The following is a 15,289-nucleotide window of genomic DNA, read 5'->3' as shown; positions in this document are numbered from 1 at the left end:
GTTCGACGGCGCGGCACCCACCGAAGGCAGGTACGGACATGGCAGGCGACAGCGACACCGGGCGCCCCGGCGAGGCTGCGGGCGGGGGCGAGCACGCCTGGCTCGCGGCCTACGACCCGCGCGCCTTCACCCCCGTCGCCGTCACCGTCGACGTCGTCGCCCTCACCCTCCGGGCCGGTGAGCTCAACGTGCTGCTCGTCGAGCGCGGCGAGCCGCCCTACCAGGGCTGTTGGGCCCTGCCCGGCGGCTTCCTGCGCGCCGGCGAGGAGGACCTCCCCGGCGCCGCCGTCCGCGAACTCGCCGAGGAGACCGGCCTCGAGGGCACCCTGGAGGCTGCCGCCGCCCTCAGCCGCATCCACCTCGAACAGCTCGGCAGCTACGGCGCCCCCGAGCGCGACCCCCGGATGCACGTGGTCTCCGTCGCCTACCTCGCCTTCGCCCCCGACCTGCCCGACCCGCAGGCCGGCACCGACGCGGCGGCCGCCGCCTGGCACCCCGTCGCCACCCTCGACCTCACCACCCCCGAGACCGCCGGGCCGCCCGCCGACACCCACGGGGGTGGCGTCGGCGGGCAGCCCGGCATCCGCCTCGCCTTCGACCACGCCACGATCCTCGCCGACGGCCTCGACCGCGCCCGCGCCAAGATCGAGTACAGCCCGCTCGCCACCGCCTTCCTCCGGCACGACTTCACCATCCCCGAGCTGCGCGCCGTCTACGAGGCCGTCTGGGGCGAGCGCCTGCACGCCGGCAACTTCCACCGCAAGGTGCTCTCCGTGCCCGGCTTCGTCGAGTCCACCGGTGCCACCACCGAGCGCGGCGGCCCCCGCGGCGGCCCCCGCGCCCGCACCTACCAGGCAGGCGACGCCCGGCTGCTCCACCCGCCGCTGCTGCGCCCCTCGCACGAGGACGGCATCCGGTGACCGCGCCGCGCGCGGACCGGCCGCGCACCACCCCGCGCACCTTCACCGAGGCCCTCGCCGCCGTCCTCGGCGCCGCCGCCCCGGCCGACCTCTTCCCCGCCGACACGGCCGACGCCGCCCGCCGGTACCGCCGCCTCGCCCGCCTCCTGCACCCCGACACCGCACCCGAGGCCCACCGCGCCCGCGCCACCACCGCCTTCGTCGCCCTCGGCCGGCTCTGGGAGCAGCACAACGGGCCGGCCGACGGCGCCGCGGACGAGCTGCGCACCGCCCGGCACACCTACCGGCTCGGCCCGGTCGCCGCGACGGGCGACATCGCCGTCCTGCGCACCGCCACCACCACGTCCGGTGCCCGGGTCCTGCTGAAGATCCCGCGCAGCGCCGCCGACAACGACCTGATGGAGCGCGAGGCCGCCGCCCTCACCCGGCTCGCCCGCCACGGCGACCGCCGCTTCCACGCCTACGCACCGGCCCTCCTGGAGTCCTTCGGCCACCAGGACGCCACGGACCCGGCCGCCGAACCGCGCCAGGTCAACGCCCTGGTCCGGCAGAGCGGCCTGCGGCCGCTCACCGACGTCCTGCAGGCCTACCCCGACGGCATCGACCCGCGCGACGCCGCCTGGATCTGGCGCCGCCTGCTGGTCGCCCTCGGGTACGCCCACCGGGCCGGCGTCCGCCACGGCGCCGTCCTGCCGGAGCACGTCCTCGTCCACCCCGCCGAGCACGGCCTGGTCCTTGTCGACTGGTGCTACGCCGGCACCGGCGCACCCGCTCCCGCGCCCGCTCTGGTCGAGCGCCACCGCGCGCTCTACCCGCCGGAGGTCCCGGCCCGACAGGCTGTCACCGAGGCCACCGACATCCACCTCGCCACCCGCTGCATCGAGCTGCTCATGGGCGGCCGGGCGCCCAAGCAGATCCGCGCCTTCATCGCCGGCTGCACCCTGCCCGCCGAGCCCCGCCGACCGCACAACGCCTGGAAGCTCCTCGCCGAGCTCGACGAGCTGCTCCACGCCCTCTACGGCCCGCGCACCTTCCGGCCGTTCCACCTGCCACCCACTGCCTGAGGAGGCCCCGATGGGAAGCGGTTCCTGGTCCACCGACGTCTACGACGCCGCCGCGCACTACCGTGCCGGCACCGGCGCCAGCGCCTTCGCCTACAGCGACGCCACCACCCGCGGCGCCCGCTCCGACTGGAAGGCCCACCCCACCCTCGACCCGCACGGCCTCACCCTCCGCGAGAGCCGGGACTCCGACGAGCACCCCACCTCGCTCGCCATCGCCGTCCTGTTCGACGTCACCGGCTCCATGCAGACCGTCCCGCGCGTCCTGCAGACCAAGCTCCCCGAGCTGTTCGGCCTGCTCCTGCGCAAGGGGTACACCGAGCACCCGCAGATCCTCTTCGGCGCCGTCGGCGACGCCACCTGCGACCGCGTCCCCCTCCAGCTCGGCCAGTTCGAGTCCGACAACCGGATGGACGACAACCTCGGCAACATCCTGCTCGAGGGCGGTGGCGGCGGGCAGATGACCGAGTCCTACGAGCTCGCCATGTACGCCATGGCCCGGCACACCGCGCTGGACTGCGTCGAGCGCCGCGGCCGCAAGGGGTACCTCTTCCTGATCGGCGACGAACTCCCCTACGGCAAGGTCAAGGCCCGGGAGATCAGGGCCGTCCTCGGCGAGACCGTCTCCGAGGACATCCCGGTCAGCACGATCCTCGCCGAGCTCCGGGAGCTCTACCACGTGTACTTCATCCTCCCGGCCGGCACCGCCTACGCCGGCAACGCCGAAGTCCTCGGCACCTGGCGCAAGCTGCTCGGCCAGCACGTCATCGAGCTCGACGACCTCGACGCGGTCTGCGAGACCATCGCCCTCACCATCGGCCTGGGCGAGGAGGCCATCGACCTCCAGGAGGGGCTCGACGACCTCACCGACATCGGCTCCGGCGCCGTCGCCAGCGTCGGCAAGGCCCTCGACGGCCTCGCCCGGCACAGCCGCGAGGCCGCCGTCCCCGGCGCCGCCCTGCTCGACCCCGCGGACCGCTCGGCCACCGGCACCACCCGCCTCTGACCGACCCCGCCTCCGACCGCTCCGCCTCCGCCGTACTGCCGCAGCCTGCAGACCGCGCCGGCCCCACCCCGGGGCCGGCACCCGGCGCCCACCCACCCCGCCGCACCACCGACAGAACAGGCACCGCCGTGACCGAGCCCCTCACCGACGGACACGTCATCGTCTGCGACCTCGGCTTCGGCGACGCCGGCAAGGGCACCGTCGTCGACCACCTCTGCCGCGGACCGCTCGGCCCCGACACCGCCCGACCCGCCCGCGCCGTCGTCCGCTTCAACGGCGGAGCCCAGGCCGCCCACAACGTCGTCACCGACGACGGCCGGCACCACACCTTCGCCCAGTTCGGCTCCGGCACCCTCGCCGGCGTCCCCACCCACCTCTCCCGTTTCATGCTGGTCGACCCGCTCGCCCTCGCCGCCGAGGCCCGCCACCTCGCCACCCTCGGCGTGCCCGACCCGCTGGCCCTGCTCACCGTCGACCGCCGCGCCCTGCTGACCACCCCGTACCACGCCGCCGCCAACCGCATCCGCGAGCAGCGCCGCGGCACCGCCCGCCACGGCTCCTGCGGCATCGGCATCGGCGAAACCGCCCGCTACGCCCTCGACCACCCCGAGGACGCACCCACCGCCGACGACTGCACCCGCCCCGCCCGCCTCCGCCGCCGCCTCACCCTGCTCCGCGACCGCCTCGCCGACGAGCTCGGCCTCGCCCCCGCCGCCGTGCCCGCCCCGCCGCCCGCCGACTGCGCCGAGGCCTTCACCGCCTTCGCCTCCCGCGTCCGCCTCACCGGCCCCGAGGAGCTCACCCGCCTGCTGCGCAGCGGCCCCGTGGTGTTCGAAGGCGCCCAAGGCGTCCTGCTCGACGAACGGCACGGCTTCCACCCCTACACCACCTGGTCCACCACCACCTTCGCCAACGCCGAGACCCTCCTCGCCGAGGCAGGCCGGCCCGCCGCCGCCCTCCGCCTCGGCGTCCTGCGCACCTACACCACCCGGCACGGCCCCGGCCCGCTGCCCACCGAGGACAAGACCCTCGACCTCGCCGAGCCGCACAACACCACCGGCCGCTGGCAGGGAGCCTTCCGCACCGGACACTTCGACACCCTCGCCCACCGCTACGCCCTGACCGCCGCCGGCGGCGCCGACGCGCTCGCCCTCACCCACCTCGACACCGCCGCCCGCCACCCCGGCCTGCGCCTCTGCGACGGCTACGAACTCGACGGCGCACCGCTGCACGCCGTCACCAGCGGCAGCCCGGGCGACCTCGACGCCCAGGCCCGCCTCACCGAGGCCCTCGGCCGCGCCCGCCCCGGCCGCCTCACCGACCCGGGCCGCGACCCGCAGGCCTGGTCCGACGCCGTCGCCGACCGCCTCCGCACACCCGTGCTGATCGAGTCCCACGGCCCGACAGCCCGTCAGAAACACCACCGCCGACGCCCCGCCCGCCGCAGTACCATCCACCCCATGACCACACACCAGGCCGACCGGACGACCTACGGCCCCGGCTCGCACTGCCACTGGTGCGGCGCCCCCTACAGCCCCGGCACCGTCGGGTGGCCCCGCACCTGCCCCGGCTGCAACGAGATCAGCTACCGCAACCCGCTGCCCGTGGTCGTCACCCTCCTCCCCGTCGTCGCCCCCGAGTCCAACGGCCTGGTGGTCATCCGCCGCACCATCGAGCCCGGCTACGGCGAGCTCGCCCTCCCCGGCGGCTACATCGACTACGGGGAGAGCTGGCAGCAGGCCTGCGTGCGCGAGCTCCGCGAGGAGACCGGCATCGAGGCCGACCACACCCGGGTCGCCCTGGTCGCCACCGACTCCGACACCGCCGGCGGCTTCCTCTGCCTCTTCGGCATGCTCCCCGCCCGCCGCATCGAGGAGCTCCCGCCCTCCGTCCCCACCACCGAGACCGAGGGCTGGCAGTTCATGCCCACCGCCTCCCGGCTGGCCTTCCCCTTCCACACCCGAGTGGCCCACGCCTGGTTCAACGGCGACTACGCCCACCTCGCCTGAGACCACGCCGCCGCGGCCGGGCCCCGCCCCCGCCCGGGGGCCCTGGCGCGCCCGACGATCACATGGCAAGGTCTGCTCGTCAGCCACCACGCGGGCGGCCCGCCACAAGCAGCCCCGCCCACCGCCCCGGCCCTCGGCGGGGGCGCCCCACCCCGGGAGACCACCACCGTGAGCACCCCACCCGAAGGCCGACCGCTCTGGCGCCCCGACCCGGCCCGCGCCGCAGCCGCCCGGATCGTCGCCTTCCAGGCCTGGGCCGCCGAGCACCACGACGCCCCCGCGGCCCCGCTCGCCCCGGCCGCCGACGACGAGCAGGCCGCCGCCCGCTACGCCGCCCTGCACGCCTGGTCGACCGCCGACCTCGAGCGCTTCTGGACAGCGGTCACCGAGTGGTTCGACGTCCGCTTCACCACGGCCCCCGAGGCCGTCCTCGCCGACCAGGCCATGCCCGGCGCCCGCTGGTTCCCCGGTGCCCGCCTCAACTACGCCGAGCACGCGCTCCGCGCCGCCGAGGACGCCGACCGGGCCGACACGCCCGCGATCCTCCACCTGGACGAGACCACCGAGCATCCCGCCGCCCTCACCTGGGCCGAGCTCCGCCGCCAGGTCGGCTCGCTCGCCGCCGCCCTCCGCGCCCAGGGCGTCCGCCCCGGCGACCGCGTCGGCGCCTACCTGCCGAACATCCCGCAGGCCGTCGTCGCCCTCCTCGCCACCGCCGCCGTCGGCGCCGTCTGGACGTCCTGCGCCCCCGACTTTGGCGCCCGCAGTGTCCTCGACCGCCTCCAGCAGATCGAGCCGACCGTCCTCTTCGCCATCGACGGCTACCACTACGGCGGCAAGGACCACGACCGCACCGAGGTCGTCGCCGAGCTCCGCCGCGAACTCCCCTCGCTGCGCACCGTCGTCCACATCCCGCTGCTCGGCGGCCCGGCCCCCGACGGCGCCCTCGACTGGGCGGAGCTCGTCGCCGGCGACACCGAGCCCGTCTTCGAGCCGGTCCCCTTCGACCACCCGCTCTGGGTCCTCTACTCCTCCGGCACCACCGGCCTGCCCAAGGCCATCGTGCAGAGCCAGGGCGGCATCCTCGTCGAGCACCTCAAGCAGGCCTCGCTCCACCTCGACCTCGGCCCCGAGGACCGCTTCCTCTGGTACACCTCCACCGGCTGGATGATGTGGAACTTCCTCGTCGCCGGCCTCCTCGTCGGGTCCACGATCGTCACCTACGACGGCAGCCCCGGCCACCCCGACACCGGCGCCCTCTGGTCCGTCGCCGCCCGCACCCGCGCCACCGTCCTCGGCACCTCCGCCGCCTACGTGATCGCCAGCCGCAAGGCCGGCCTCCACCCCGGCCGCGACCTCGACCTCTCCGCCGTCCGCTGCATCGGCACCACCGGCTCCCCGCTGCCGCCCGACGGCTTCCAGTGGATCTACGACGAGGTCAAGCAGGACGTCTGGCTCGCCTCCGTCAGCGGCGGCACCGACGTCTGCAGCTGCTTCGTCGGCGGCGTCCCCACCCTCCCCGTCCACCTCGGCGAGATCCAGGCCCCCTGCCTCGGCGCCGCCGTCGAGTCCTGGGACGTCCAGGGCCACCCCCTCACCGACCAGGTCGGCGAGCTCGTCGTCACCAAGCCGCTGCCCTCCATGCCCATCGGCTTCTGGAACGACCCCGACGGCACCCGCTACCGGGACAGCTACTTCGACATGTACCCGGGCGTCTGGCGCCACGGCGACTGGATCACCGTCACCTCCCGCGGCACGGTGATCATCCACGGCCGCTCCGACTCCACGCTCAACCGCCAGGGCGTCCGGATGGGCTCCTCCGACATCTACGAGGTCGTCGAACGCCTCCCCGAGATCGCCGAGTCCCTGGTCATCGGCGTCGAGGAGCCCGACGGCGGGTACTGGATGCCGCTCTTCGTCGTCCTCGCCCCCGGCGCGGACCTCGACGACTCGCTGCGCGCCCGTGTCCGCACCGAGCTCCGCACCCAGCTCTCGCCCCGCCACGTCCCGGACGAGATCATCGCCGTCCACGGCCTTCCGCACACCCTCACCGGCAAGCGGATCGAGGTCCCGGTCAAGCGGCTGCTGTCGGGCACCCCGCTGGAGAAGGCGGTCAACCCCGGCTCGGTCGACAACCTCGACCACCTGCGGTTCTTCGAGCGCCTGGGCGCCGAGCGCCGCAGCTGAGCCCGCCCCGCCGACCGTCGCCGTCCGACCCCGGACATGCGAGCAGGGGCGCTTCCAACCCCCACGGTGGAAGCGCCCCTGCGGCCCCGGCCCTGCCCCGGGGCGCCTACTCGCCGGACAGCACCTGGTGCGCCGCCGCCCGCGCGTCGGCCGCGTTGTCCGCAGCCCGCGCCGCCGCAGCGGCCCGCCGGCACTGCGCCAGCGTGTACTTGGCCAGCGCCGTCCGCACATAAGGGATCGACGCGGCACCCATCGACAGGCTCGTCACCCCGAGCCCGGTGAGCACACAGGCGAGCAGCGGGTCGGATGCCGCCTCGCCGCACACCCCGCAGCTCTTGCCGACCGTCTGCGCGGCCTCGGCCGACAGCGCGATCAGGTCCAGCAGCGCCGGCTGCCACGGGTCCTGCAACCGGGCCAGCGCACCCACCTGCCGGTCCGCCGCGAAGGTGTACTGCGCCAGGTCGTTCGTCCCCAGCGACAGGAACTCCACCTCCTGGAGGATCGACCGCGACCGCAGCGCCGCCGACGGGATCTCCACCATCGCACCGAACTTCGCCTGCAGCCCCGCCTCACGGCAGGCCTCGGCGAAGGCCTTCGCATCCTGGCGGTCGGCCACCATCGGCGCCATGACCTCCAGGTGCACCGGCAGCCCCTCGGCCGCCCTGGCCAGCGCCCGCAGCTGCGCCGCCAGCACCTCCGGGTGCTCAAGAAGCGTCCGCAGCCCGCGCACCCCGAGCGCCGGGTTCGGTTCGTCCGCCGGCGTCAGGAAGTCGAGCGGCTTGTCGGCACCGGCGTCCAGCACCCGGACGACGACCCGCCGCTCCGGGAAGGCCTCCAGCACCTTCCGGTACGCCTCGTACTGCTTCTCCTCGCTCGGGGCCTTCGCCGAGTCGTCGAGGAAGAGGAACTCGGTGCGGAACAGGCCGACGCCCTCCGCCTCGGCCCCCAGCGCCGCCGGCAGGTCCGCCGGGCCGCCGATGTTCGCCAGCAGCGGCACCAGGTGCCCGTCCGAGGTCCGGCCGGGCCCGGAGGACGCGGCCAGCGCCGCCTTCCGCTCGGCCGCCAGCCGGCGCAGCTCCTCCTGCTTGTCGTCCGACGGGTTCACCAGCACCTCGCCGCTGCTGCCGTCGACCGCGACGACGACACCCTCGGCCACGCCGGTGGCCCCGGGCAGCGCCACGACCGCCGGCACCCCGAGCGCCCGTGCCAGGATCGCGCTGTGGCTGGTCGGCCCGCCCTCCTCGGTGACGAACCCCAGCACCAGCGTCGGGTCCAGCAGCGCCGTGTCCGCCGGAGCGAGGTCGTGCGCGAAGAGCACGTACGGCTCGTCGCTGTCCGGCACGCCGGGCATCGGCACACCGAGCAGCCGGGCCACGATCCGGTTCCGGACGTCGTCCAGGTCGGCCACCCGGCCGGCCAGGTAGTCGCCCGCCGAGGCGAGCAGCGCCCGGTAGGCGGCGAAGGCGTCGTAGATGCCCCGCTCGGCACTGCTGCCGACGGCGATCCGACGGCTGACGTCCGCCATCAGCTCAGGGTCCTGCGCCATCAGCGCCTGCGCCTCGAGCACGGCCTGCGCCTCACCGCCGGCCAGGTTGCCGCGCGCGATCAGGTCGGCGGCGACCGCGTCGACCGCGGCCTGCGCCCTCGCCTGCTCGTGCGGGGCGTCCTCGCTGGGTATCTGCGTCGCCGGGGGCTCCAGTACCGCCGTCCCCATGTGCCGCACCGGGCCGATGGCGACCCCGTGGCTGACCCCTACGCCGCGAAGCATCGGTTCCACGTTCTGAGTTTCCTTTCACCCGGCCAGGCTCGGGCTCCCGATTGCAGAGTGCGCACCGTCCCGCCGGTCCGCACCCGGGACGTCAGTTCCAGGTGAAGAGTTCGCCGCCGGTGGCGACCTCGCCGGTCTCGGCGACACCGGACAGCGCCTCCGAGGAGGCCTCCAGCGCGACGATCGGCGAAATGGGCGACTTTCCGGCGGCCTCGACCGCGGCCGGGTTCCAGCGGATCACCGGCTGGCCCCGCTTGACCTCGTCGCCCTTGCCGACGAGCAGCTCGAAGCCCTCGCCGTTCAGCTGCACCGTGTCGATGCCCAGGTGGGTCAGCACGCCGTGCCCGTCCGCGTCCACGACGACGAAGGCGTGCGGGTGCATCGAGACCACGAGCCCGTCCACCGGCGCGACCGCCTCGGTGGGCTCGCGCACCGGGTCGATGGCGGTGCCGGGCCCGACCATCGCGCCGGCGAAGACGGGGTCCGGCACATTGGCCAGTCCGACGGCCCGACCGGCGAGCGGCGAGGTCACAGTGGTCATGGTGGAGCCTCCCAGGTGCGGAGTACAGCGCGTGCGGCCGCGTTGCAGCGGCGTCGGCATCAGCTGAAGCCTAAATCATGTCAACTTCGGACATACCGGCGCGTAACGACAGGGTGGGCCGAGCGGGGACGCGCCCTGCTCGGGCAGCACCGAACCGCCGCGCGCCGGCCGTCGGCGCAGTAACGACGGGCCCGAGCCGACTCAAGTGGTCTAGTCCTCTGCGCCGATGCGCGCACTCTACGGCATGCGGGCGACTGCCGACGATCGCCTGCGCGCCGCGGTGCGACGGAGGGCCGGTACGCCGACCGGGTGACCCTGGTGCGACTCGATTAGGCGCTCGGCCGGGGAGCGGCTATCGTTGCTCGAGTCGCCACGGCGCGATGGTTAACTCAGCAAGTCGGGAACGCAAAGATCCGGTCAACGGCCGGTAAACGTTCTGATAAGCTGGAAACACGAAAGAGCGAAACGCCCGGAGGGTCCGCTGGAAGGCGGTCCGAAGGAAGTGTCCGTTCCTTGAGAACTCAACAGCGTGCCAAAAGTCAACGCCAGATATGTTGACATCCCCGGCCGGTCCGTGTGGATCGGTTGGAGATTCCTTTGGAAATAACACAGCGAGGACGCAGTGCGCGGGACCGCCCTATTCCGGTGGTTGCCGTGCCGCTCAACGCGAGTGTGCACCCGATAACGGGTCATCATTCACGGAGAGTTTGATCCTGGCTCAGGACGAACGCTGGCGGCGTGCTTAACACATGCAAGTCGAACGGTGAAGCCCTTCGGGGTGGATCAGTGGCGAACGGGTGAGTAACACGTGGGCAATCTGCCCTGCACTCTGGGACAAGCCCTGGAAACGGGGTCTAATACCGGATACGACCCGCCCCTGCATGGGGGTGGGTGGAAAGCTCCGGCGGTGCAGGATGAGCCCGCGGCCTATCAGCTTGTTGGTGGGGTAATGGCCTACCAAGGCGACGACGGGTAGCCGGCCTGAGAGGGCGACCGGCCACACTGGGACTGAGACACGGCCCAGACTCCTACGGGAGGCAGCAGTGGGGAATATTGCACAATGGGCGAAAGCCTGATGCAGCGACGCCGCGTGAGGGATGACGGCCTTCGGGTTGTAAACCTCTTTCAGCAGGGAAGAAGCGCAAGTGACGGTACCTGCAGAAGAAGCACCGGCTAACTACGTGCCAGCAGCCGCGGTAATACGTAGGGTGCGAGCGTTGTCCGGAATTATTGGGCGTAAAGAGCTCGTAGGCGGCCTGTCGCGTCGGATGTGAAAGCCCGGGGCTTAACCCCGGGTCTGCATTCGATACGGGCAGGCTGGAGTGTGGTAGGGGAGATCGGAATTCCTGGTGTAGCGGTGAAATGCGCAGATATCAGGAGGAACACCGGTGGCGAAGGCGGATCTCTGGGCCATTACTGACGCTGAGGAGCGAAAGCGTGGGGAGCGAACAGGATTAGATACCCTGGTAGTCCACGCCGTAAACGTTGGGAACTAGGTGTTGGCGACATTCCACGTCGTCGGTGCCGCAGCTAACGCATTAAGTTCCCCGCCTGGGGAGTACGGCCGCAAGGCTAAAACTCAAAGGAATTGACGGGGGCCCGCACAAGCAGCGGAGCATGTGGCTTAATTCGACGCAACGCGAAGAACCTTACCAAGGCTTGACATACGCCGGAAACTGGTAGAGATATCAGCCCCCTTGTGGTCGGTGTACAGGTGGTGCATGGTTGTCGTCAGCTCGTGTCGTGAGATGTTGGGTTAAGTCCCGCAACGAGCGCAACCCTTGTTCTGTGTTGCCAGCGAGTAATGTCGGGGACTCACAGGAGACTGCCGGGGTCAACTCGGAGGAAGGTGGGGACGACGTCAAATCATCATGCCCCTTATGTCTTGGGCTGCACACGTGCTACAATGGCCGGTACAAAGGGCTGCGATGCCGCGAGGCGGAGCGAATCCCAAAAAGCCGGTCTCAGTTCGGATTGGGGTCTGCAACTCGACCCCATGAAGTTGGAGTTGCTAGTAATCGCAGATCAGCATGCTGCGGTGAATACGTTCCCGGGCCTTGTACACACCGCCCGTCACGTCACGAAAGTCGGTAACACCCGAAGCCGGTGGCCTAACCCTTGGGAGGGAGCCGTCGAAGGTGGGACCAGCGATTGGGACGAAGTCGTAACAAGGTAGCCGTACCGGAAGGTGCGGCTGGATCACCTCCTTTCTAAGGAGCACACAGCAGCTTCGGACGAGTGTTCCGGAGTGCTCGCTCATGGGTGGAACGTTGACTATTCGGCACACACGGTAAGGGGTCACCAGTACTGCTCTTCGGGGCGTGGAACGTGGATCACCGCCGGGTGGGTCGGGCACGCTGTTGGGTCCTGAGGGAACGATGGTTTCCTCGTGGATGCCGGCCCCATGCGAGGGCGCTGCTTGGCAGTGTCGGAGTTTGGGTGTCTGGTCGTTGTTTGAGAACTGCACAGTGGACGCGAGCATCTGTGGCCAAGTTTTTAAGGGCGCACGGTGGATGCCTTGGCACCAGGAACCGATGAAGGACGTGGGAGGCCGCGATAGGCCCCGGGGAGCTGTCAACCGAGCTTTGATCCGGGGGTGTCCGAATGGGGAAACCCGGCAGTCGTCATGGGCTGTCACCCATACCTGAACACATAGGGTATGTGGAGGGAACGCGGGGAAGTGAAACATCTCAGTACCCGCAGGAAGAGAAAACAACCGTGATTCCGGGAGTAGTGGCGAGCGAAACCGGATGAGGCCAAACCGTCATGGTGTGAGACCCGGCAGGGGTTGCCGTGACGGGGTTGTGGGAGTGGGCTTGACCGGTCTGCCGGCCGGTCGGCGAGTCAGAAACCGTTGGTGTAGTCGAAGGACATGCGAAAGGTCCGGCGTAGAGGGTAAGACCCCCGTAGACGAAACATCAGCGGCTTGCTTGCCTATTTCCCAAGTAGCACGGGGCCCGAGAAATCCCGTGTGAATCTGGCGGGACCACCCGCTAAGCCTAAATATTCCCTGGTGACCGATAGCGGATAGTACCGTGAGGGAATGGTGAAAAGTACCGCGGGAGCGGAGTGAAATAGTACCTGAAACCGTGTGCCTACAAGCCGTGGGGGCAGTCTTCGGACTGTGACTGCGTGCCTTTTGAAGAATGAGCCTGCGAGTTTGCGGTGTGTAGCGAGGTTAACCCGTGTGGGGTAGCCGTAGCGAAAGCGAGTCCGAATAGGGCGTTCGAGTTGCATGCCCAAGACCCGAAGCGGAGTGATCTAGCCATGGGCAGGTTGAAGCGCGGGTAAGACCGTGTGGAGGACCGAACCCACCAGGGTTGAAAACCTGGGGGATGACCTGTGGTTAGGGGTGAAAGGCCAATCAAACTCCGTGATAGCTGGTTCTCCCCGAAATGCATTTAGGTGCAGCGTCGCGTGTTTCTTGCCGGAGGTAGAGCACTGGATAGGCGATGGGCCTCACCGGGTTACTGACCTTAGCCAAACTCCGAATGCCGGTAAGTGAGAGCGCGGCAGTGAGACTGTGGGGGATAAGCTCCATGGTCGAGAGGGAAACAGCCCAGAACACCGACTAAGGTCCCCAAGCGTGTGCTAAGTGGGAAAGGATGTGGAGTCGCAGAGACAACCAGGAGGTTGGCTTAGAAGCAGCCACCCTTGAAAGAGTGCGTAATAGCTCACTGGTCAAGTGATTCCGCGCCGACAATGTAGCGGGGCTCAAGCACACCACCGAAGTCGTGTCATTGCAGCAATAGGGCCAACGCCCGCTGTGATGGGTAGGGGAGCGTCGTGTGCCGGGTGAAGCGGCCGAGGAATCGAGTCGTGGACGGTTCACGAGTGAGAATGCAGGCATGAGTAGCGATACAAGAGTGGGAAACTCTTGCGCCGATTGACCAAGGGTTCCTGGGTCAAGCTGATCTGCCCAGGGTAAGTCGGGACCTAAGGCGAGGCCGACAGGCGTAGTCGATGGACAACGGGTTGATATTCCCGTACCCGCTGTGAAGCGCCAACGCTGAACCCTCTGATGCTAAGCCCGTGAAGCCGCCCCGGATCCTTCGGGTGAAGGGGAGTGGTGGAGCCGGCGGCCCAAGGTGGTAGTAGGTGAGCGATGGGGTGACGCAGGAAGGTAGTCCAGCCCGGGCGGTGGTTGTCCCGGGGTAAGGGTGTAGGACGTCACGTAGGCAAATCCGCGTGACACATAGTCTGAGACCCGATGCCGAGCCGATTGTGGTGAAGTGGATGATCCTATGCTGTCGAGAAAAGCCTCTAGCGAGTTTCATGGCGGCCCGTACCCCAAACCGACTCAGGTGGTCAGGTAGAGAATACCGAGGCGTTCGGGTGAACTGTGGTTAAGGAACTCGGCAAAATGCCCCCGTAACTTCGGGAGAAGGGGGGCCAGCCCCGGTGACGAGTCTTGCACTCCGAGCTGGGGGTGGCCGCAGAGACCAGCGAGAAGCGACTGTTTACTAAAAACACAGGTCCGTGCGAAGCCGTAAGGCGATGTATACGGACTGACGCCTGCCCGGTGCTGGAACGTTAAGGGGACCGGTTAGTCCGATTTCGGTCGGGCGAAGCTGAGAACTTAAGCGCCAGTAAACGGCGGTGGTAACTATAACCATCCTAAGGTAGCGAAATTCCTTGTCGGGTAAGTTCCGACCTGCACGAATGGCGTAACGACTTCTCGACTGTCTCAACCACAGGCCCGGTGAAATTGCATTACGAGTAAAGATGCTCGTTTCGCGCAGCAGGACGGAAAGACCCCGGGACCTTTACTATAGCTTGATATTGGTGTTCGGTTCGGCTTGTGTAGGATAGGTGGGAGACTTTGAAGCAGCAACGCCAGTTGTTGTGGAGTCGACATTGAAATACCACTCTGGTCGTGCTGGATGTCTAACCTGGGTCCGTGATCCGGATCAGGGACAGTGTCTGGTGGGTAGTTTAACTGGGGCGGTTGCCTCCTAAAGGGTAACGGAGGCGCCCAAAGGTTCCCTCAGCCTGGTTGGCAATCAGGTGTTGAGTGTAAGTGCACAAGGGAGCTTGACTGTGAGACTGACGGGTCGAGCAGGTACGAAAGTAGGGACTAGTGATCCGGCGGTGGCTTGTGGAAGCGCCGTCGCTCAACGGATAAAAGGTACCCCGGGGATAACAGGCTGATCTTCCCCAAGAGTCCATATCGACGGGATGGTTTGGCACCTCGATGTCGGCTCGTCGCATCCTGGGGCTGGAGTAGGTCCCAAGGGTTGGGCTGTTCGCCCATTAAAGCGGTACGCGAGCTGGGTTTAGAACGTCGTGAGACAGTTCGGTCCCTATCCGCTGTGCGCGTAGGAGTGTTGAGAAGGGCTGTCCCTAGTACGAGAGGACCGGGACGGACGAACCTCTGGTGTGCCAGTTGTCCTGCCAAGGGCATGGCTGGTTGGCTACGTTCGGGAGGGATAACCGCTGAAAGCATCTAAGCGGGAAGCCTGCTTCGAGATGAGCACTCCCACCTCCTGGAGAGGGTAAGGCTCCCAGTAGACGACTGGGTTGATAGGCCGGATATGGAAGCCCCGTGAGGGGTGGAGTTGACCGGTACTAATAGGCCGAGGGCTTGTCCTCAGTTGCTCGCGTCCACTGTGTTGGTTCTGAAACCACGAACAGGCCTTGTGCCGGTCGTTCGATGTGTTTCACAGTGTTTCGGTGGTCATAGCGCGAGGGAAACGCCCGGTCACATTCCGAACCCGGAAGCTAAGCCTCGTAGCGCCGATGGTACTGCAGGGGGGACCCTGTGGGAGAGTAGGACGCCGCCGAACAATTCTTCAAA

7 protein-coding genes, 3 rRNA genes and 1 pseudogene are annotated in these 15,289 nt (G+C 69.1%); 9 read left to right on the top strand and 2 right to left on the bottom strand.

Translation table 11 applies throughout. The features are described from left to right. Positions 1 to 38 precede the first annotated feature (38 nt). The 6 genes and pseudogenes from ACQ614_RS07190 to ACQ614_RS07165 all read left to right on the top strand — a co-directional run bounded on the left by ACQ614_RS07190 (position 39) and on the right by ACQ614_RS07165 (position 7,183). Positions 39 to 920 (top strand): NUDIX hydrolase, encoded by an 882-nt coding sequence (locus ACQ614_RS07190; protein ID WP_431677530.1) that lies wholly within the window; start codon positions 39 to 41, stop codon positions 918 to 920. Next, positions 917 to 1,984, top strand: a complete 1,068-nt coding sequence (locus ACQ614_RS07185; RefSeq protein ID WP_431677528.1) for a molecular chaperone DnaJ — start codon at positions 917 to 919, stop codon at positions 1,982 to 1,984. Before ACQ614_RS07190 ends, ACQ614_RS07185 begins: the two co-directional genes overlap by 4 nt. Positions 1,985 to 1,994: 10 nt before the next feature. After that, on the top strand, positions 1,995 to 2,987 hold the full coding sequence (locus ACQ614_RS07180) for a hypothetical protein (protein WP_431677526.1): 993 nt from the start codon (positions 1,995 to 1,997) through the stop codon (positions 2,985 to 2,987). Between the two features lie 128 nt (positions 2,988 to 3,115). Beyond that, a pseudogene (locus ACQ614_RS07175) lies at positions 3,116 to 4,210 on the top strand (adenylosuccinate synthetase); the annotation flags it as partial. A 237-nt stretch (positions 4,211 to 4,447) separates the two neighbouring features. Continuing rightward, a complete protein-coding gene (locus tag ACQ614_RS07170) occupies positions 4,448 to 4,996 on the top strand; it encodes an NUDIX domain-containing protein (protein ID WP_431683848.1) in 549 nt (182 codons plus the stop codon). A 168-nt stretch (positions 4,997 to 5,164) separates the two neighbouring features. Next, positions 5,165 to 7,183 (top strand): acetoacetate--CoA ligase, encoded by a 2,019-nt coding sequence (locus tag ACQ614_RS07165; RefSeq protein WP_431677524.1) that lies wholly within the window; start codon positions 5,165 to 5,167, stop codon positions 7,181 to 7,183. 106 nt (positions 7,184 to 7,289) lie between these two features. Here ACQ614_RS07165 and ptsP read toward each other — a convergent pair whose 3' ends face one another. Together ptsP and ACQ614_RS07155 are read right to left on the bottom strand one after the other, a co-directional pair. Continuing rightward, positions 7,290 to 8,960: a phosphoenolpyruvate--protein phosphotransferase gene (gene ptsP / locus ACQ614_RS07160; protein ID WP_431677522.1), complete on the bottom strand. Its 1,671-nt coding sequence runs from the start codon at positions 8,958 to 8,960 to the stop codon at positions 7,290 to 7,292. An 82-nt stretch (positions 8,961 to 9,042) separates the two neighbouring features. After that, positions 9,043 to 9,492, bottom strand: a complete 450-nt coding sequence (locus ACQ614_RS07155; protein ID WP_431677520.1) for a PTS sugar transporter subunit IIA — start codon at positions 9,490 to 9,492, stop codon at positions 9,043 to 9,045. A 695-nt stretch (positions 9,493 to 10,187) separates the two neighbouring features. Between ACQ614_RS07155 and ACQ614_RS07150 the strand changes: the two genes are divergently transcribed. The 3 genes from ACQ614_RS07150 to rrf all read left to right on the top strand — a co-directional run bounded on the left by ACQ614_RS07150 (position 10,188) and on the right by rrf (position 15,278). After that, positions 10,188 to 11,702 (top strand): 16S ribosomal RNA (locus ACQ614_RS07150). Between the two features lie 276 nt (positions 11,703 to 11,978). Next, positions 11,979 to 15,084, top strand: a 23S ribosomal RNA gene (locus ACQ614_RS07145). 77 nt (positions 15,085 to 15,161) lie between these two features. Further along, positions 15,162 to 15,278, top strand: a 5S ribosomal RNA gene (gene rrf / locus ACQ614_RS07140). Together the 16S, 23S and 5S rRNA genes form the textbook arrangement of a ribosomal RNA operon. Positions 15,279 to 15,289: the final 11 nt, after the last annotated feature.

This window comes from Kitasatospora dryopteridis, assembly GCF_050749075.1.
GTDB lineage: Bacteria > Actinomycetota > Actinomycetes > Streptomycetales > Streptomycetaceae > Kitasatospora.
The sequence above is the reverse complement of the archived record's forward strand: the minus strand, read 5'-3'. Positions and strand labels throughout refer to the sequence as shown.